Source organism: Sphingobacterium tabacisoli, assembly GCF_017908035.1.
GTDB classification, from domain to species: Bacteria; Bacteroidota; Bacteroidia; order Sphingobacteriales; family Sphingobacteriaceae; genus Sphingobacterium; species Sphingobacterium tabacisoli.
In genome coordinates this window covers 385,472-402,995 of the sequence record NZ_JAEQMU010000005.1, presented here as the reverse complement: position 1 = coordinate 402,995, position 17,524 = coordinate 385,472, and the positions used below count along the sequence as shown (strand labels likewise).

At 39.7% G+C, this 17,524-nt stretch carries 18 protein-coding genes, 2 tRNA genes and 1 pseudogene; 14 read left to right on the top strand and 7 right to left on the bottom strand.

Annotation, left to right across the window (positions count from 1 at the left end; all coding sequences use genetic code 11):
- The first annotated feature begins 15 nt into the window (after positions 1-15).
- The 7 genes from folE to JKG64_RS18555 all read left to right on the top strand — a co-directional run bounded on the left by folE (position 16) and on the right by JKG64_RS18555 (position 5,542).
- On the top strand, positions 16-645 hold the full coding sequence (gene folE / locus JKG64_RS18585) for a GTP cyclohydrolase I FolE (RefSeq protein ID WP_210355756.1): 630 nt from the start codon (positions 16-18) through the stop codon (positions 643-645).
- Positions 646-799: 154 nt separating this feature from the next.
- Complete coding sequence (locus JKG64_RS18580; protein ID WP_210355755.1) at positions 800-1,435, top strand: O-methyltransferase; 636 nt, start codon at positions 800-802, stop codon at positions 1,433-1,435.
- A 22-nt stretch (positions 1,436-1,457) separates the two neighbouring features.
- A complete protein-coding gene (locus JKG64_RS18575; RefSeq protein WP_022829391.1) occupies positions 1,458-1,958 on the top strand; it encodes a glucosaminidase domain-containing protein in 501 nt (166 codons plus the stop codon).
- Between the two features lie 27 nt (positions 1,959-1,985).
- Positions 1,986-2,813, top strand: a complete 828-nt coding sequence (locus JKG64_RS18570) for a glucosaminidase domain-containing protein (protein WP_210355754.1) — start codon at positions 1,986-1,988, stop codon at positions 2,811-2,813.
- An 88-nt stretch (positions 2,814-2,901) separates the two neighbouring features.
- Positions 2,902-3,630 carry a hypothetical protein gene (locus JKG64_RS18565; RefSeq protein WP_246512670.1) on the top strand — a complete coding sequence of 243 codons (729 nt, stop codon included), beginning with the start codon at positions 2,902-2,904 and terminating at the stop codon, positions 3,628-3,630.
- A gap of 9 nt (positions 3,631-3,639) precedes the next feature.
- Positions 3,640-4,626, top strand: coding sequence for a DUF3078 domain-containing protein (locus JKG64_RS18560; protein ID WP_210355752.1), 987 nt, complete (start codon positions 3,640-3,642; stop codon positions 4,624-4,626).
- A 10-nt stretch (positions 4,627-4,636) separates the two neighbouring features.
- The gene (locus JKG64_RS18555; RefSeq protein WP_210355751.1) at positions 4,637-5,542 is read left to right on the top strand and encodes an N-acetylmuramoyl-L-alanine amidase; all 906 of its coding nucleotides are present in this window, start codon (positions 4,637-4,639) and stop codon (positions 5,540-5,542) included.
- 52 nt (positions 5,543-5,594) lie between these two features.
- Here the strand turns inward: JKG64_RS18555 and JKG64_RS18550 are convergent, their stop codons facing one another.
- From JKG64_RS18550 to JKG64_RS18525, 6 genes are all read right to left on the bottom strand, one after another.
- Positions 5,595-7,298, bottom strand: coding sequence for a sodium:solute symporter (locus tag JKG64_RS18550; RefSeq protein ID WP_210355812.1), 1,704 nt, complete (start codon positions 7,296-7,298; stop codon positions 5,595-5,597).
- A 105-nt stretch (positions 7,299-7,403) separates the two neighbouring features.
- Positions 7,404-7,601 carry a hypothetical protein gene (locus JKG64_RS18545; RefSeq protein ID WP_210355750.1) on the bottom strand — a complete coding sequence of 66 codons (198 nt, stop codon included), beginning with the start codon at positions 7,599-7,601 and terminating at the stop codon, positions 7,404-7,406.
- A 14-nt stretch (positions 7,602-7,615) separates the two neighbouring features.
- Positions 7,616-10,048 carry a PIG-L family deacetylase gene (locus JKG64_RS18540; RefSeq protein ID WP_246512668.1) on the bottom strand — a complete coding sequence of 811 codons (2,433 nt, stop codon included), beginning with the start codon at positions 10,046-10,048 and terminating at the stop codon, positions 7,616-7,618.
- A 445-nt stretch (positions 10,049-10,493) separates the two neighbouring features.
- Positions 10,494-10,751 (bottom strand): DUF6952 family protein, encoded by a 258-nt coding sequence (locus JKG64_RS18535; RefSeq protein WP_210355749.1) that lies wholly within the window; start codon positions 10,749-10,751, stop codon positions 10,494-10,496.
- A complete protein-coding gene (locus tag JKG64_RS18530) occupies positions 10,732-11,046 on the bottom strand; it encodes a thioredoxin family protein (protein WP_021071026.1) in 315 nt (104 codons plus the stop codon). The genes JKG64_RS18535 and JKG64_RS18530 overlap by 20 nt, the downstream gene beginning before the upstream one ends.
- A 61-nt stretch (positions 11,047-11,107) precedes the next feature.
- Entirely contained in the window at positions 11,108-11,740 is a 633-nt protein-coding gene (locus JKG64_RS18525; RefSeq protein WP_210355748.1) for a peroxiredoxin, read from the bottom strand.
- A gap of 195 nt (positions 11,741-11,935) precedes the next feature.
- On the opposite strand from JKG64_RS18525, the gene JKG64_RS18520 reads away from it, so the two are divergent.
- From JKG64_RS18520 to JKG64_RS18495, 6 genes and pseudogenes are all read left to right on the top strand, one after another.
- Positions 11,936-12,007, top strand: a tRNA-Arg gene (locus JKG64_RS18520).
- A 201-nt stretch (positions 12,008-12,208) separates the two neighbouring features.
- Positions 12,209-12,439: pseudogene (locus JKG64_RS18515) on the top strand (glucuronate isomerase).
- Positions 12,439-13,464 carry a sugar kinase gene (locus tag JKG64_RS18510; RefSeq protein ID WP_210355747.1) on the top strand — a complete coding sequence of 342 codons (1,026 nt, stop codon included), beginning with the start codon at positions 12,439-12,441 and terminating at the stop codon, positions 13,462-13,464. Before JKG64_RS18515 ends, JKG64_RS18510 begins: the two are co-directional and overlap by 1 nt.
- Complete coding sequence (locus tag JKG64_RS18505; RefSeq protein ID WP_210355746.1) at positions 13,461-14,117, top strand: beta/alpha barrel domain-containing protein; 657 nt, start codon at positions 13,461-13,463, stop codon at positions 14,115-14,117. Before JKG64_RS18510 ends, JKG64_RS18505 begins: the two co-directional genes overlap by 4 nt.
- Before the next feature lie 208 nt (positions 14,118-14,325).
- Positions 14,326-15,015 carry a DUF5041 domain-containing protein gene (locus JKG64_RS18500; protein ID WP_210355745.1) on the top strand — a complete coding sequence of 230 codons (690 nt, stop codon included), beginning with the start codon at positions 14,326-14,328 and terminating at the stop codon, positions 15,013-15,015.
- Positions 15,016-15,103: 88 nt separating this feature from the next.
- Positions 15,104-15,176: transfer RNA gene (locus JKG64_RS18495), tRNA-Lys, on the top strand.
- Between the two features lie 48 nt (positions 15,177-15,224).
- Here JKG64_RS18495 and JKG64_RS18490 read toward each other — a convergent pair.
- Positions 15,225-16,556 (bottom strand): metal-dependent hydrolase family protein, encoded by a 1,332-nt coding sequence (locus JKG64_RS18490; RefSeq protein WP_210355744.1) that lies wholly within the window; start codon positions 16,554-16,556, stop codon positions 15,225-15,227.
- A gap of 82 nt (positions 16,557-16,638) precedes the next feature.
- Here JKG64_RS18490 and JKG64_RS18485 point away from each other — a divergent pair, with 82 nt between their 5' ends.
- The gene (locus JKG64_RS18485; RefSeq protein ID WP_246512666.1) at positions 16,639-17,517 is read left to right on the top strand and encodes an SMUG2 DNA glycosylase family protein; all 879 of its coding nucleotides are present in this window, start codon (positions 16,639-16,641) and stop codon (positions 17,515-17,517) included.
- Positions 17,518-17,524 lie beyond the last annotated feature (7 nt).

The following is a 17,524-nucleotide window of genomic DNA, read 5'->3' as shown; positions in this document are numbered from 1 at the left end:
AAAATTAGCTAAAAAATGAGCAATCCTACGGATTTCAATGAGGAATTGGAAGGCTATAAGAAAATAGACCAGTATAATGTGGAGCAAGTGGAGCGTATAGCTTCGCACTATAATGACATACTATCTGCCATAGGTGAAGACCCAAATCGAGAGGGACTGATTAAAACTCCTGAGCGTGTAGCAAAGGCATTACAATTTCTGACACATGGGTATGATGTTGATGCAGCAGAAGTGCTTCGTAGCGCTATGTTTGAAGAAGACTATAGCCAGATGGTTGTGGTAAAAGATATAGAGGTGTACTCCATGTGTGAGCACCATATGTTGCCATTCTTTGGGAAAGCGCATATCGCCTATATTCCCAATGGCCATATTGTAGGATTAAGCAAGATTCCAAGGATAGTAGATGCATTTGCTAGACGTCTGCAGGTACAGGAACGGTTGACGAATGAAATCAGAGATTGTATTCAGGATACATTAAATCCAGCAGGAGTGGCCGTAGTGATAGAGTGCAAGCATATGTGTATGGCAATGCGTGGTGTGCAAAAGCAAAATTCCGTAACAACAACTTCTGCTTTTACTGGAGAATTTCAAAATGATGTTACACGATCAGAATTTTTAAGATTAATAACTGCGTCCTTAGCTTAGGCCATAAGTTAATCATAAGTAATCAAAAAAACCTTGTTTTCAATCTGAAAACAAGGTTTTTTTGATTATGGAATATCCTAGGGTCAGTTGATATAACCTAATAGCAGGAGTAAAAATAATTTGTTTTCTAAAATTGTTCCGTAAATTCGCAACCATGTTTCAAGATCAAGAAGAGGTAAGTGGTTATTTAGAAGAGACTTGTGATGCAGAGGATGTGTTGCTTGGAGTTATAAATAGAGAAACATATTTGAAAGAGACGATGCCCCATATGTTATCGGGGCATTACCAAGGGCGTGTCTTGTCTATGATTAGCAAGATGCTTGCCCCAAAAAAAATTCTAGAGGTAGGTACTTTTACAGGGTATGCGACGTTATGTTTAGCGGAAGGGTTGACCAAAGATGGCACTCTTCATACTATCGATATTAATGAAGAGCAGGAAGAGCGAGTTTCAGGATATTTTGAACGCTCTGCATATGCTTCACAGATTCAATATCACATAGGGGATGCCATCAATGTAATCCCAACGATAGAAGGAGAGTTTGATTTAGTATTTATCGATGCAGATAAAAAGCGGAATTTGGTTTATTATGAAATGTTAATAGATCGGATTCCAAAAGGGGGTGTTATTTTGTTGGACAATGTATTGTGGAAAGGAAAGGTCTTTGAGAGCAATCCGGACAGTCAAACAAGACAAGTCTTAGAATTGAACGCCACCTTGGCAAAAGACAATCGTGTAGAAAAATTGATTTTGCCAATCAGGGACGGGCTTTTTGTGTTACGCAAAAAGTAATGGTTGAACTAAAAAGTAAAAAATGCAAAAATCTTTATGCAGCAGAGCATTGCTGCTACTAGTATTGTGTTTCGCTTCAGTAACGACACTATTGGGACAAAAGAAATTTAGCCCCTCAAGTTATATCGAGCAGCACAAGAGCGTTGCACAGCAGCTTATGCGCGAGACAGGTGTGCCAGCATCTGTGATTTTAGCAGTCGCTATTCATGAAAGTGCTTATGGCAATAGTCGAATTGCCAATCATTTAAACAATCATTTTGGAATCAAGGGAAAGAACAACAGTTCAGTGATAAGATCCGCCTACAAAGGTTATGAATCTGTATGGGCTTCTTATAATGATTTTGTAGGACTTCTAAAGAGAAGAAAGGCTACACAGCCTTTGTTTGAAAAATATTCTCCTCAAGACTATACCGCTTGGGTCAAAGGAATTGCCCGCTCCGGCTATTCTGCGACCAAAGGCTGGAGTAGCAAGGTTCTGAACACGATTGACAGGTACGATTTGGATGAATTGGATATAAATTAGTAGATTTATATACTTTTTTCAAAATTGATGAGATTTCTATTGTTATCTGTCGTCCTACTGGGCTTGTTGGGTTCTTGTGCTTCAAAAAAGAGAACGGTATTATCACATCCCTCATCGTCGGGTACTTCTTCTTCTAGACCTAATGCGAGCAAAGGAGGGACCTCTACATCAGGACTTTCTTATATTGAGCAATATAAAGATATTGCTATTCGGGAAATGAATCTTTATGGTATACCTGCTAGTATCAAGTTAGCTCAGGCTCTGTTGGAATCTGGAAATGGAAACTCCTATTTAGCAAGGGAAGCGAATAATCATTTTGGGATAAAATGTGGAGGTGTCTGGAATGGAAAAAGTGTAAGAAGAGCCGATGACAACCCAAATGATTGTTTTCGGGTATATGATAATCCCGAACAATCCTTTAAAGATCACTCGCAGTTTCTGTTGCGCAAACGTTATGAGAAGCTATTTACACTAAATAGAAATGATTACAAAGGTTGGGCAAGAGGGTTGAAGGATGCAGGCTATGCGACCAACCCGAGGTATCCCGAGCTATTGGTTGATTTAATAGAACGGTATGAGCTTTACAAATACGACAGAGGCGAAACCTATGTCGAGAAGGGCCGTCGTGAAGAGAAGATAGAAAGAGTAATCGAGACCAAAATCGAAACGGAACCCATCACAAAGCCTGAGCAGATTAAATCACCAGTTGCTATGATCATTCATGAAGTAAAACTTGCTCAGACACTGTATAGCATCAGTCGTCAGTATAATGTTACAGTCGACCAGATTAAGCAGTTGAATAACCTTTCAGATGACACATTGTCAATAGGGCAGCTACTTGTGATTACCAAATAGAAGTAAAACATTGTTAAAATTATAGTGTTTTATTCGGTAATAATGTAGATTTACAGTTGTGAACACCAATCTAAACATAGTACTGTTGATGCTACTGCTTTTCGTTTGTGGGCCTATTTATTCCCAGCAAAAGATAGAAGGGTTGATTTTTGATAAAGACACAAAACAGCGGATTGGTCGGGTGTTAATGATTAACAAGACTTCCGGCGCAAATGTCTTTAATAACTCAAGAGGAGAGTTTGCCTTGGAGATGCAACGTGGTGACCAGATTATAGCCCAAAAAGAACATTATTTTAGCGATACATTAACCTACCAAGGAGAGAAAGTTCTTATTTTTAATTTAAAAAAGACTTCTATATATATCGATCCCGTAACAGTTGTTGCCAGAAAGACGCCTGAACAAATTCTAGCAGATAGACACAGGGATTATGATAAAGCCTATAAGTTGGCCGACCCGGGTAGCTACCTGAGTGTGGGGCCTACTGGGGCGGGGTTGAGCATAAATGCGATATACAGCTTGTTTAGTAGAGAGGCGAAGAATGCTCGGAGACTAACGAAGTATTTTCAAAAGGAATATGAGGAAAATATAGTCGATATTCGCTTTTCCAAAGAATTGATCAAAGGAGTAACTGGACTGGAGGGAGAGCCTTTGGACAATTTTATGGTAAGATACAGACCTTCGTATGATTTTGTATCTTTGGCAACACATTATCAAATGGTGAGCTATATAAAGTCCAAATATGAGTATTTCAAATTTGTGCCTTATATTAAGCCACTACCAGACTTGAATAACATAGATATCAATAAAGAATATTAGTAATCGTATATGATGAGACATTTACCCTTATTTTTAAGCTTTGTGGCGATTTTTTGCAGTATGCAGGCCTTTTCTCAGGGAGATCTAAAAGAGCTGCGAGAAGACCCTAATACAAAAAGACTAAATGCAGATACAACTAAAGGTGTTCAAATTAAACAGATTAATGTTCCGATTCCCAAATTGGGTCTCGAAATCGATTACTGGAAGCACTGGACAAAGTTTGGATTGAATTTAAACCAAGCTACCTTTAGTGATAACTGGAAAGCTGGAGGAGTAAATTCTGTCGCGCTTGGGGGAACTTTTTGGCATAAATCCGAATACAATAAAGATCGCTTTAATTTTGTTTCGGAGTTGGATTTTAGGTACGGAAAAGTCTGGAATAAAGATCAGCTAGCGAAAAAGAATAATGATCGTATCTTTTGGGATAATAAGCTGGCCTATAAGTTTACGGATATTTGGGCACTATATTTCTCATTTACATTCGAGTCACAGTTTGACGTCGGATATAAGTACGATCCAAAAGGTGAAAATATTGTAGACACACTCTCTGCGTTTATGGCTCCGGGTTATTTTACAGAATCATTCGGTTTGGAATACAAGCCCGATAAGACCTTCTCCTTGCGCTTTGGTACAGGAACAGCCCGTCAAACATTAATTTTGGACAATAGGATAGCACCTCCTTTAAATGCGAAAGCGCCTGTATATGGTGTAGAACCAGGAAAGAAATTCAAGAATGACCTCGCTTTTCAAATTACAGCAAACTTGGACCGCAATCTGTCTCAAAATCTGAACCTAAAAGCGCGTTATAATCTCTTTGCTGACTATAAAGATGTTACAGATCCCGATCATAGGCTAGATGCAACATTAACGGCAAAAGTAACTAGCTTAGTCAATGTTGCACTTACAGGAATTTTAGTGTACAAATCTGATGATTCGCCAAGGGTACAATATAGCCAAGCCTTGACAATGGGCGTAATATATGCACTGCCTAGATAAGAAGTAATATATGCTGCTGAAGGGGGGTGTCGTAGGAGTCAGTTTGTTTATGCTGATTGGATGTAGTACATCAAAGAAAGTAACGGTAGTAAAAAAGGTCGATGTGCCGGTTGGGCTGCCTGCTAAAGAGGTATTGACTGAAGTTGAAGAAATAGCAAAAGTTGAAGTTCAAAAAGCGGTAGATACAACTGTTTTTCAGGCATTCCGAGAGTTGACCCCGGAGGAAAAGATTGCGGAACAAAAGCGTATGGGGATATATAAAGGTGCAGATTGGGCCGCTGCCATACATTATGACCTCCGCAAGCCTAATTTCGTCATCATACACCATACTGCGCAGAATAGCGTTGCGCAAACCGTACGTACCTTTCAGGTGCCACATTCAAAAGTGAGTGCCCATTATGTAATAGGGAGGGACGGGCAAGTTATTCAAATGCTCAATGATTATGAACGCGCCTGGCATGCCGGCAAATCAAAATGGGGTAACATTGATGATCTCAATTCCATATCCTTAGGCATAGAGCTGGATAATAATGGGAAGGAGGCATTTCCGGATGCACAGATAAACTCCTTGTTGATTTTGTTGGATACATTGAAAGCGAAGTACCTGATCCCTCAGCTCAATTTTATAGGTCATGCAGATATCGCCCCAATGCGTAAGGACGACCCTAGTGTTTTATTCCCATGGAAACTACTAGCAGAAAGAGGGTTTGGAATTTGGTATAACGAAGACTATCTAATGATGCCTCCCGCTAATTTCAACCCAATAGACGCCTTAAAGATAATGGGGTATGATATGCGTAATCAAGAAGGTGCGATTCGTGCCTTTAAGAGAAAGTATATTGTTAAAGAAGTGAATGGTGTCTTGACAGCTCATGATCAAGCTGTATTGTATGATTTGTATCGTAAGTATTATTAGTATTTAGTATTTAGTATTTAGTATTTAGTATTTAGTATTTAGTATTTAGTATTTAGTATTTAGTATTTAGTATTTTTTTTGGTAGTGACTTTTGCAGTAAGAGTCCTATGATGATAACGAGTACACAACCAATCAGGTTAAGCCATAAAAAGGCAACGACGTCAGCTTTCCAGATTCCAATAATAATAAGTTCTGTAAGAATTGCGGCCCAAAAAACAGCCTTGCCCCCAACTTTCTTAAAGTAGAAAGCAACGAGGAATATACCCAGTAGTGTGCCATAAAATAGAGACCCTAAAATATTAACTGCTTCTAGGAGATTGCCTAGTTTGTTTGCGTATAGGGCAACTATGACCGTAAAAATTCCCCAACCCAGTGTGCACAACCTAGAGGCTTTCAGATAAGCACGCTCTGAAGCTTCCTTGTTGATGAACCGTTTATAGATATCGATGACGGTTGTAGAGGCAAGCGAATTTATTGCGCTTGCTGTGGCTCCCATAGAAGCTAGCATAATTATGGCGATAAGCAACCCAATAAATCCTTTTGGGAAGGTCGAAGTAACAAAAGACAAGAAAATATAGTTGTTGTCATTCGTGTCGGCAGTTGTGTCGTTTTTCTTGATCAAACCAATCACTTCTTGGCGCAGCGCATCCGATTTTGCGTTTAGGGCATTTAGTTCTTCGCCTTTAATGGTTGCATTGAGGTTATCCTTCTCTGCCAATGTTTTAGTTAGTGCTGTAATTGTTTGTGATTTGCTTAATCCAATTGCTTCTTGCTGACGTAGTAATTGTGCATAATCTTCGGCATAAATGCTGTTTTCAAGCTTGTTGGTTTCCTGCGAATTGAAAAATAACGGTGGTGTATGATACTGATAGTAGGCAAAGACCAATACACCTATTAACAGGATACAGAATTGCATAGGAACTTTTAAAAGTCCATTCATTAATAATCCCATTCGACTATCTCGAATAGATGATCCTGTCAAATAACGCCCGACTTGGCTTTGGTCGGTTCCAAAGTAAGAAAGCTGAAGGAAGAAGCCTCCGATCAGACCTGTCCACACCGTATATTGATTGTTTAGGTCGAAAGTAAAATCGATAGCATTGGTCTTTCCTGATCTGCCAGCGATATGTAAGGCTTCGCTAAATCCAATGTCACTCGGAAGTAGACGTATTACCATAAAACCAGCGGCGAGGAGACCTGTGAATATAATGCCCATCTGCAAGAGTTGGGTATAAGATACCGCTTTTGTCCCACCATAAACGGTGTAAAGTACGACTACACTACCCATCGCTAACGTGGTGTAGGTGATGTCTATGTGTAATATCGTCGATAAGATAATAGCAGGTGCGAAAATTGTAATTCCCGTAGAAATTCCGCGTTGGATTAGAAATAAGAAAGCGGTTAATGCTCTGGTTTTGACATCAAATCTCTTTTCTAGAAACTCATAGGCCGTAAATACACGAAGCCTATGAAAAATAGGTACAAAGGTGATGCATAGCACAATCATGGCCAGTGGGAGTCCAAAATAAAACTGAACAAAGCTCATTCCGGAAGAATAAGCCAGGCCCGGAGCCGATAAGAAGGTGATGGCACTCGCTTGAGTGGCCATTACAGAGAGACCTACATTGTACCAGGGAAGTTCACGGTCACCGAGTAAATAACCGTTGATGTTACGAATATTCCTGCTTTTGAATACGCCATAGGCGATAATCAAAAGCAGGGTAGTAAAAAGCACTATCCAGTCGATAGAACTCATGAATAATGTATCGTGAATAAGTACATGAATACGATACATAGGAGTAGCCAGATTACCAGAATCCAGTAAAATTGGCGCCAGCTACGTACAAAAGGAGGGAGTCCTTTATCTGTCATGAGGTTTTTGTGGTAAAAGCACTGTATTAAAGAAGACAGCGAAGATAAAACCTCCTACTAATCCTCCGATAATGCTTGAAAATGACCCGCTAGACGCAAAAGCTGTCAGCGCGCCAAATACAGAGCCAATTAATAAAATTAAACCTTTTGCATTAATAGGTTGTGCGTCGTTTACTTGATTTTCCATCTCTAATGTTAAAATTACTTTTCTTTTGTTAGCAAATTTACGAATAATCTATAAGCTCCGGGAACTCCTGCAGGTAATTGTCTGAAAAAGGCCAACGAAGTGTATACAAACTTACCCTTTCCATAATTGGTAATCAAGAGTGAGCCTTTATTGGGCTGTTCATCTTTGTCATGTATGGACAGAGGTGTGCGATAATTCCGATCGATACCGTCTGCAAAATACAGCCCACGTTCTTGTACCCAGCCCTCAAAATCGATTGCCGTAATCTTATTGGGGTAAGAGAACACAATATCTTTAGCGTCAAATTGTACAATAGCGTCTTCTTCTGTCACGCGGTCTCTTGATATAGCGAATGGATAGGGACCTAACTGTTCGGTCATGAGCTTAGTGTTGACATTATACTGCATTAATACAACGCCTCCCTGTGCTACATAATCCATCAAGAGTTTTTGAGTCGTAGCAGCCTGTGGATTGATATTAAAGTAACGTACACCGACTACGATAGCATCATATTGCTTGAGTAATGGCGCAGATAAATTATGTCCATTTAGGTTGGTGGTTGCTATACCAATTTCATTTAATGATTTAGAAACCAGGTCGCCAGCACCAGCAATATAACCTATACTTTTGATTGGGTTTACTAGAGCAAGACGCTCACAGTTAATGATTGTTGTAGGAAACCAAGTGATACGGGGAATGTGATCATAATCAATGGTCTTGATTGACTTCAAAGCCTGATCATTCCATATCAGGTTGATTGTAGAGCGATCACTATTTGCCGAGGAGGGTTTTATCCTGATTTGTTTGATAATGGTATTCGACTCTCCAAAATCCAAATTTAATTGCTGAGGAACCACCTGCCATCCATCAGATTTCGGTATGGTGACTATAAAGTTGTTGCTATCTTTATTATGTCGGGTAAAAGTGATATCTACGCTTTTCTCTTCACCGTTAGTACTTAAGACAATCGTTGAGGAGGCTTCCGCGGTAAGGACGGGTGTGATGGCTACAGGGCTGTGGATCTCGCCACGGACAGGATCAACGACTTTATATTGTATAGCTTGGGATCTCTGAAGTAATTTTCCATCGATGTCAAAGGTAAATTCGACTATTGGATGGTTCGCGTTTGTTGGAAATCCTATATCCTTCGGCTCTACATCGAATTTTCCTAACGAATGTGCTTTTTCAAGCCAGTAGGGTTGTGTATTGCGGTACCATGTATAAAGGCTTGACGAGTTCCAAGTGTTGTTTGTTGCGAGTGCTTGATTGACTTCTCCCAAGCTTGTCTTGATAAGCTTGACTTTAATTCCCGGACGTCTTGCAATGGCTTCAAGAGATACAGCAAAGCTTTTGTTCATAGGGTATTGGCTAGATACGGTTGTTGCATCCACCCATATGCCCGCACAAGCGGTAATAATATCTTCGATTTCTTGAGTTTTAAGATTTTTCCAGTAAGGGTCGCCAATTGTGCGAACCTGCTCCCGGAGCGCAAACAAGGCAGGAATACTTTTCTCGGGGTTTAGGTAGTCAAACCCCTTGATAATATTGTTGATTTGGACTTGTATATCGGCAGTATTAGGGATTCGATTCCAGCTTGTTTCAATTCCTTCCATTAGGTCTTCTTGTGGCTTGTCACCTGCCACGAAGTCAAAGTATTCGATGCTTGTGCCTCGTGTAGTAGCAGCGCCAAACCCCTGGCTTTTATGCTGTGATCTACTACGTGCCGCAATCTCGCCATAAGAGTCTCCCAATAACGTACTATAGTCTCCGATATCTACTTTCAGTTGGTCTTCAGAGGTATTGTTCATTCCGCCGAAATTAGCAGTGTTCCATAGAAGGCGTTTTGCTTTCCATACAGATACAGTAGCAAGTTGTTCCGGGAATTGATTTGGGTCAGCGGCAGCAAGGTAAGCTTCGTGTGCCAATATAGCTGAAGCCTGATGGTGTCCATGTCCTCCGCGTTTGTCTGGAGGAAACCTAGTAATGATGATATCGGGTCTGAATTTACGGATAATCCATACGGCCTCACGTAAGGCCGTTTTTTTATCCCAAAAATCAAATGTCTCTTGATGGGTCTTGGAAAAACCGAAGTCGTAAGCGGAGCTGAAGAACTGTTCACCCTTATCTATCGACCGCGCCGCAAGTAACTCCTGTGTACGTATCAGTCCAAGGTCTATTCCTTGCTCTGTGCCAATAAGGTTTTGCCCACCATCACCACGTGTCAGGGAAAGGTAACCCGTTCTATATTTTCGTTCTTGAGCCAGCCATGCAATCAGCCGAGTGTTCTCATCATCCGGATGTGCGGCAAAGTACAGAACCGATCCTAGTGTATTAAGTTTTTGAAGCTTGATCATGATCTCACTGGAAGCCATGTTCCCGTGTTGGGACCATACCGCGTTATGAAGTGAAATAAGAAATAGAAATAAAAGGGATATTTTTCTAAACATAGTTAAATATACATGTTTAGGTCAAAGAATAAGCAATTTATAGGGTCGGCAAACTGTAATATTGTTATGGTAAATACAGACATACACCTTAGTAAAGGGAGCTATACTAGGCCTATCACGGACTTTAGAAGACTTTAGGGGACTTCAGCGAACTTGAGGGAACAAAAAAAGAGCTAAATGTAATTTAGCTCTTTTTCCAACAATTAAAAATCTTTGGTCTTAAAATAGTGTGCGCTTAATTTATTATTAAATGCATATTAGTGTTACGACTCACCAGATTAAGGTGTAACCCTTCAACACTAGTAAAAGTACTATAAAAAGCACAATATTATAAGTGATATGTTGAAAAATAATTTTCCACATCGCTCGAGTTATGAACAAAAAACGATGTGACCTCGTATTCTGTATAAAAAGATGAGCTTTTGTCAGTCAGTGTGTCGGTTCCTTACTTGTCTATCGATCCCAATACACGTTGCATGAATGAGTTCAAAGCTTCTTTTTTGGGAGTCCCTTCCTTGATTAGCTTGTCCACTTCGATGGCGCCATACATGTTTGAGATTAATTCGCCGATAACATCTAGCTCTTCGTCTTTTAAAGAGGAAACTTCAGTTAAGGACTCCAATGTTTCAATCGTTTCCAATACGTAATCCGCATCATTCTGCTCGATGAAATCTGTTAGGTGCTTAATTACTGGTAACTTCATTTAATAAATCAATTAATCCTTCAATTTTGTTTGTCTGTACTTGATTTACCAATTTGCCATCTTTGAAGGCAGCAAATGTAGGTAAGTTATTGACATTAGCTAATTTTCTAGATTCTGGGTTTTTCTCCGCATCTACGATAATGAAAGTCACGTTTTCATTCTCTGTAGCCAATTTTTTGAATTTTGGTTTCATAATACGGCAGTTACCGCACCATGAGGCTGCATATTGTACCATTACAGTTTTGTTGCTGTTAACAACTTCCTGTAAGGTGTCGTTTTCTAATTCCTGTAACATAATAGTTTGTGTTTAAATAATAGAGGCGGAAGAAATCCGCCTCTTGAGTAGTTGAGATTTCTTAGTTTGCTGATAGGTATGAAGCTACACCCTCACGAGTCGCATTCATCGCATCTTTGCCTTCTTCCCAGTTTGCTGGACAAACTTCACCATGGTTTTGAACGTGAGCATAAGCGTCAACTAAACGGATGTACTCTTTAACGTTACGTCCAAGTGGCATGTCGTTTACTGATTCGTGGAAAACTTTACCAGTCTCGTCGATTAGATAAGTAGCGCGGTAAGATACAGCAGAACCTTCTACTAGTGTGCCGTACTCAGGATGCTCTACTTCTTTCATCTCTAAAATACCTAATACGCTAGAAAGATTGCGGTTTGTATCAGCAATGATAGGATATTCTACACCTTCGATACCGCCATTGTCTTTTGCTGTATTCAACCAAGCAAAGTGAACTTCGTTAGAATCGCATGATGCACCGATTACAATCGTGTTACGTTTCTCAAATTCAGGAAGAGCCTCTTGAAAAGCGTGTAATTCTGTAGGACATACGAAAGTAAAGTCTTTTGGATACCAGAATAACAATACTTTTTTGTTTTCTTTTTGGGCTTTTTCAAAAATATTGATTGAGATGTAGTCACCTAAATAATCAATTGCATCTACTGTAATGTTCGGAAAATTCTTACCTGTAAAACTCATAATATATCTTTCTTTTTTTGTACTACAAAGGTAAGCATAATAACGACAACTATAAATCGAATTTACCTATTTGATATTGTCAAAATCTATTGTAGCGCTATGTTTGTTATAGCTGTTGATTATAGGTTCGCTAAAAATAAAATGAGCTCTTGTTTTGAAGCTAAGAGAATAATACTTTTGTGTACTTCAAAAATTGGCCCCGTAGTTCAACGGATAGAATAGATGTTTCCTAAACATTTGATAGCAGTTCGATTCTGCTCGGGGCTACTCGAGTTAAAAGAAAGGCCAGGGATTGTTCAATCAACCTTGGCTTTTTTTGCCTGTATGCCAATAGTATCTATTATATTTATACATAAAATAAATTCATCGCTAACGTTTTCGTAACTAATATTGAGGTGGAACTGTAAATCTTATTTATCTTGTGCTTACTTTTAAGCTCTAGATATCATTAATACAAGATTTTAGCCTATTAGACTCAAATCGTGGATAATTGCACTTGGTAGTTTTATTGGAATGCTGACCGACTCTCGGAGCCTTCTATCTTTTCCTAGGTACAAGTATTTCAGAAGGGTAATCTGAGATATTTTTGGGAAGGATATGGAAAAGGGAGAAATCCCTGATGATATAGAATGGGGTGGTAAGATCATACGGGATATAAGTTATTATAATGCCCGGGAATATGTTATATTTTTTAAGTAATGAATGGTAAAATTTTAAATTTTGGAGAAATTCTGCTCCGTATTTGTCCTGATCTTTCTCAGGATTGGGTTGGAGCAGGGGCTTTGCCGTTTTTTGTTGGAGGAGCAGAGCTTAATGTCGCGTCAGCTCTGGCAACATGGGGATTGCCTTCTGCGTATCTCTCTGCTATGCCCCAAAATGATATAACCTTGGGGATTTTAGAACATTTGAAAGGAAGAAAAGTAGATCTTGACCACATGTTGTTACAGGGAAATCGCTTAGGGTTATACTATCTGCCCAAAGGGAAGGATGTAAAACATGCAGGAGTTATATATGATAGAGCAGATTCAGCGTTTGCTAACTTAAGTCGTTCCGATATGGATTGGCCGTCTATCTTCAAAGGGGTGTCCTGGTTTCATTTTTCGGCTATATGTCCCGCTATATCTCAGGAAATGGCCGATATCTGTCTTGATGCGGTGAAAGAAGCAAAACGTCAGAATATCTTTGTTTCGTTGGACCTCAATTACCGTTCAAAATTATGGAAATACGGGAAACAACCAATAGAGGTAATGCCAGATCTAGCAGTTTACTCTGATCTTATTATGGGGAATGTGTGGGCTGCGCAGCAAATGTTAGGCACTTCATTGGTCCCAGAGCTAAAAGAAGTGAAGGAGAGTTATGCGCGAGGGGTGCTTGAAGAACAGGCAAAGAAAACAAGTTTGGAGTTAGTGTCGCGATTTGAAAAATGTAAGTTCGTAGCCAATACATTTAGATTTGATTACTTGGAAAAAGGCATTCAATATTTTACGACCCTTTTTGGAGAGGAACAGCTGTTGATTTCCGAAGAGTATCGGGCAGAAGAGATTCTTGACAAAGTGGGGAGCGGAGATTGCTTTATGGCGGGGCTGATATATGGATTGTATCAAGAGATCGGAATGCGAGACACACTGGAGTTTGCTACAGCAGCGGCTTTCGATAAATTATTTATAGCAAGTGATGCGACGGAGAGTTCAGTCGCAGGCATTCAAAAACGAATAAAGAGATGAATAAGAAAACAACGGTATTAGAAGCGATTTTAGAACAAGGTATATTACCTTTATTTTATCATGATGATGTCGATGGGTCGATTGCTCTTGTAAAGACGCTCTACAAAGCGGGAATAAGGGTATTTGAGTTTACCAATAGAGGAGACAAAGCAGAAACTGTTTTTAAAGAATTATTGTCGATTAGAGATAGCGAGATGCCCGGATTATATCTTGGAATTGGGACTATAAAAAACAGTAGGGAAGCAACCCTTTTTATAGATTTAGGAGCTGATTTTATTGTGTCTCCGATTGTTAATCCTGTTGTGGGACAGTTGGTTAATGAAGCTGGTTTGCTGTGGATTCCAGGTTGCATGACACCTACTGAAATCTACACCGCGCAAGAATATGACGCCGCTTTAATTAAGCTGTTTCCAGCGAATATACTCGGACCGGAGTACATGTCAGCGATAAAAGAGCTATTTAGAGGACAGCTTTTTATACCGACAGGAGGGGTAGACATCGAACTCCATAATTTACGGGCCTGGTTTAAAGCAGGAGTATGTGCTGTAGGAATGGGAAGCAAATTGATCGACCCTAGGCGTGCCGAAGGGCTAGAAGAAAGAGCCTTGCTGGCTTTAGATCTTGTAAAGCAGGCTAGAATACAAACAGTTTAAAGGTTAAAAGTAAGATAAGTGGACGTTTAATGTTTGAGTCAGGGATTGTGTCAGTTCATGAATCTTTAGGCAATGTATAGGAGTTATTTCTGATACCTGTACTATTGCCTGTTTATTTGCTTTTGAATAATGAAGCCAGAACTGCAGAGCCTATTATTGGATATATTCTGTTACATTTACAGCAATAAAGTGATAGATTATTAAATCCATGAAGAATTACTCGTTCCTTTTACTGCTGTATCTATTTCCCATAGCTGTATTCTGCCAGACTTATCATAAAGACCAGCGTACTATTATTGAAAAGGAAGATGAGCATAATCGGTTTAATGCAGAAAGCGTTAATCAGGTGCAGGTTCTAAAAGCCCTTGAAATGTTGGGTATGAATATTTTCAATATACCGCTACAACCTTTTGATAAGCGTTATCTTTTTGATGTAATTCTTACCGAATACCAGAATGGCGAGCGTGTCAAGAGGCGGAGCGTAGGCTTGATGAACGATAACACTTATCGTTATTATAAGGATAACGATCCTTTTGCGAATAAGATGAGTTTCGATTATCTCGATAAAATCACTTTTTTCACTAAAGATTTAGATAGTCTTACCCTTTTAAAAGTGGAATCTTATGCGGGAACATTACAGGGTATTAAGCTACAGAAACATCGATCGAGGCTTGGTCAGGATTATAGTTGGCGAAGTTATAGTAAAACGAATTGGGTGTTGAATCTCGAAATACCAGTATTGGTATATGCCTCATCGTGGTGGGATAAGAGATATAATATTGAACGATTCTGTGGAACTGTTGATTTGTCTTCAAATATTCTAGAAGCGAAGGAGATGCTAGAAAACTCGCCGCATTATTACGTAATTAGTTACATCGTTTACGAAGAGAAGAAGTAGTTATGTCTCATGAAGATTGTTTTTTTTGATTATTAAAGTCAAAAAAAACATTGACATTTTAAGCCTCAGATATTACATTTGTGTTAATGACTTCGTAGCTCAGTTGGTAGAGCAACAGACTCTTAATCTGTGGGTCCTGAGTTCGAGCCTCAGCGGGGTCACAAAAAAGCCTCTCCATCTAGGAGAGGCTTTTTTAGTTTTCCGTATACCTATTTCTTTAGGGTATTCTTATATATTTTTCCATCCTTTATGATCACGACAAAGTTTTTTGCGGGATTGGCAATCAATTTCAAATCTTTCAAGGGGTCTCCATTGACCAGTAATATATCAGCCATAGCACCTTCCTCGATAACGCCTAGTTTCCCTGGGTAGGGGCTTCTAAGTCCAGAAAGTTGTAGTAATTCGGCATTATCTTGCGTTACCATTTTTAAGATTTCAGCATTGGTAAACCACTTTTGCAGGCGTAAGATAAAATCGTTTTGTTGTTCGTTGAGTTCTGGTTCAAAAAGAAAATCTGTTCCCCAAGCTAGTTTGACGTTGTGTTTCTTTGCTAAAGGCCATACTTTTTCCTGTCCTTCGATTACGGGCTTCCGTTTTGCTATGCGTTGTGGGTCCATGTCGGGAGTATCGTCCACCAGGTTTTGAAGGCTTAACCAAATATCTTTTTCGGCGATTAGTTTTAACGTTTCTTCATCTAACAATTGGCCATGTTCAACACATTTTACGCCAGCCTCAATAGCGCGTCGAATAGCTCGAGGCGTATAGGCATGTACAGTCACGTAGGTTCCCCAATCTTCAGCAGCTTCTACTGCAGCCTTCATCTCGTCAAGTGTGTATTGTGTGACGTCTACGGGGTCGTAGGCAGACGATGTTCCGCCTCCAGCCATGAGTTTAATTTGGCTTGCTCCAAAACGGAGATTTTCCCGTACTGCAGTCAGGACCTCATCCCGTCCATCTGCGATGAATGTGGCTCCATATCTTTCTGCTCGCGACACGACTCCGAAAAAGCGCCTAGATTTCTCATCTGGTGTCCTGAAGTCTCCGTGGCCAGCCGTTTGGCTGATTGTGGCTCCGGAAGGCCATATTCTAGGGCCAGAAAGTTTTCCAGCATCAATAGCGGCTTTCAGTGGAAATATAGGCCCCCCTACGTCACGGATACTTGTAAAACCGCGCATTAGCATATTGTGTGCAGATTGTCCTATCGTTTTAACAAGGAACTCTTCCGAAAGGTCATTCGTTACCATTTGTGGCATTGTCAGGGAGCCAAAAACCATGTGTACATGCGCATCAATCAGTCCCGGCATTAAAGTTTTTCCTGAGCCATTGATTTTTACGACCTCTTTATTGTTGACCGTAATTGGCGATGTGCTAATCTTTTCGATGGTGTTGCCGTTGATTAGAACATGACTAGGGGCGGTGAGTGACTGTGTTTTTTGGTCTAATATTCGAACATTCTCCAATAAAATCTGGTTTTGTTGTGCCCGAACGCAATAAATAGATGCTGCACTCAAAAGTAAAGTGCATAAATAAAATAATCGCATATGTAGATGTTGTTTAATATTTACTAAGATACAAATATAAAGCCTGCTTTGTTTGTTGAAAAACTAAAAAAAGGGGATTAATATGGATAGACCTATTTTAGTATGGCCAAATGTTCCATTCACCTACCCTTGCGATTCTAATAAATTCCGTAACTTGCTTTTGTCATTTTTAGTGTTGGTCATAAGGTTTCAGTGGTCAAATCGCTGTGTGAAAAAGAAGAATGGGGGTACGACGGCTGACGGCAAAGAGAGAGCTATGGAAAAATGTTTTGCAGATAGGGTAATTGCGTTTAATCGTGCATTGTATTATGATGGTAATCTTCCAGAAGGATTCCAGGTGGTGAACCCTTATCTGGATAATCCGGAAACCATGTTGGTGATGCAGCAATTTTATAAGAAATACTATAATGATACCGTACCTCGAGATTTTATTATCGGTATCAATCCCAGTAGACATGGGGCAGGGGTTACGGGAGTTCCGTTTACAGATACCAAGAGGTTGTCCAGTATATGCGGTATTTCGATGGATACTGCACATACGCATGAAATTTCTTCGGTTTATATGTATGATATGATAGAAGCCTATGGTGGGGCTACCGATTTTTATAATAGATTTTACATTAACTCCCCATTTCCTTTAGCTATTGTACGTCAGGTAAAGGCTGGGGCTTGGGTTAATGCTAACTATTACGATGCGCCAGAATTGTTTCGGGATGTGAAAGATTTTATGGTATCTTCCTTGAAAAAACATGTGGGTATGGGGCTAAATACAGCTAAGGTTTTTGTTCTAGGGAAGAAGAACGCCAAGTATATCCAGACGCTCAATAAGGAGATACAGCTCTTTGGAGAGATTGTGGTTTTAGAACATCCAAGATATATACAGCAGTATAAATCGAAAGATAAAGATTATTATATCATGAAATATTTGAATGCCTTTGATGAGGACAGGGCGTTAATTTGATATATCA

Bases quoted from the DNA above. Each gene is read 5' to 3' on its own strand.
- folE (WP_210355756.1), top strand. From the start codon at position 16: ATGAGCAATCCTACGGATTTCAATGAGGAATTGGAAGGCTATAAGAAA.
- JKG64_RS18580 (WP_210355755.1), top strand. From the start codon at position 800: ATGTTTCAAGATCAAGAAGAGGTAAGTGGTTATTTAGAAGAGACTTGT.
- JKG64_RS18575 (WP_022829391.1), top strand. From the start codon at position 1,458: ATGCAAAAATCTTTATGCAGCAGAGCATTGCTGCTACTAGTATTGTGT.
- JKG64_RS18570 (WP_210355754.1), top strand. From the start codon at position 1,986: ATGAGATTTCTATTGTTATCTGTCGTCCTACTGGGCTTGTTGGGTTCT.
- JKG64_RS18565 (WP_246512670.1), top strand. From the start codon at position 2,902: ATGCTACTGCTTTTCGTTTGTGGGCCTATTTATTCCCAGCAAAAGATA.
- JKG64_RS18560 (WP_210355752.1), top strand. From the start codon at position 3,640: ATGATGAGACATTTACCCTTATTTTTAAGCTTTGTGGCGATTTTTTGC.
- JKG64_RS18555 (WP_210355751.1), top strand. From the start codon at position 4,637: ATGCTGCTGAAGGGGGGTGTCGTAGGAGTCAGTTTGTTTATGCTGATT.
- JKG64_RS18550 (WP_210355812.1), bottom strand. From the start codon at position 7,298: ATGAGTTCTATCGACTGGATAGTGCTTTTTACTACCCTGCTTTTGATT.
- JKG64_RS18545 (WP_210355750.1), bottom strand. From the start codon at position 7,601: ATGGAAAATCAAGTAAACGACGCACAACCTATTAATGCAAAAGGTTTA.
- JKG64_RS18540 (WP_246512668.1), bottom strand. From the start codon at position 10,048: ATGTTTAGAAAAATATCCCTTTTATTTCTATTTCTTATTTCACTTCAT.
- JKG64_RS18535 (WP_210355749.1), bottom strand. From the start codon at position 10,751: ATGAAGTTACCAGTAATTAAGCACCTAACAGATTTCATCGAGCAGAAT.
- JKG64_RS18530 (WP_021071026.1), bottom strand. From the start codon at position 11,046: ATGTTACAGGAATTAGAAAACGACACCTTACAGGAAGTTGTTAACAGC.
- JKG64_RS18525 (WP_210355748.1), bottom strand. From the start codon at position 11,740: ATGAGTTTTACAGGTAAGAATTTTCCGAACATTACAGTAGATGCAATT.
- JKG64_RS18510 (WP_210355747.1), top strand. From the start codon at position 12,439: ATGAATGGTAAAATTTTAAATTTTGGAGAAATTCTGCTCCGTATTTGT.
- JKG64_RS18505 (WP_210355746.1), top strand. From the start codon at position 13,461: ATGAATAAGAAAACAACGGTATTAGAAGCGATTTTAGAACAAGGTATA.
- JKG64_RS18500 (WP_210355745.1), top strand. From the start codon at position 14,326: ATGAAGAATTACTCGTTCCTTTTACTGCTGTATCTATTTCCCATAGCT.
- JKG64_RS18490 (WP_210355744.1), bottom strand. From the start codon at position 16,556: ATGCGATTATTTTATTTATGCACTTTACTTTTGAGTGCAGCATCTATT.
- JKG64_RS18485 (WP_246512666.1), top strand. From the start codon at position 16,639: ATGGATAGACCTATTTTAGTATGGCCAAATGTTCCATTCACCTACCCT.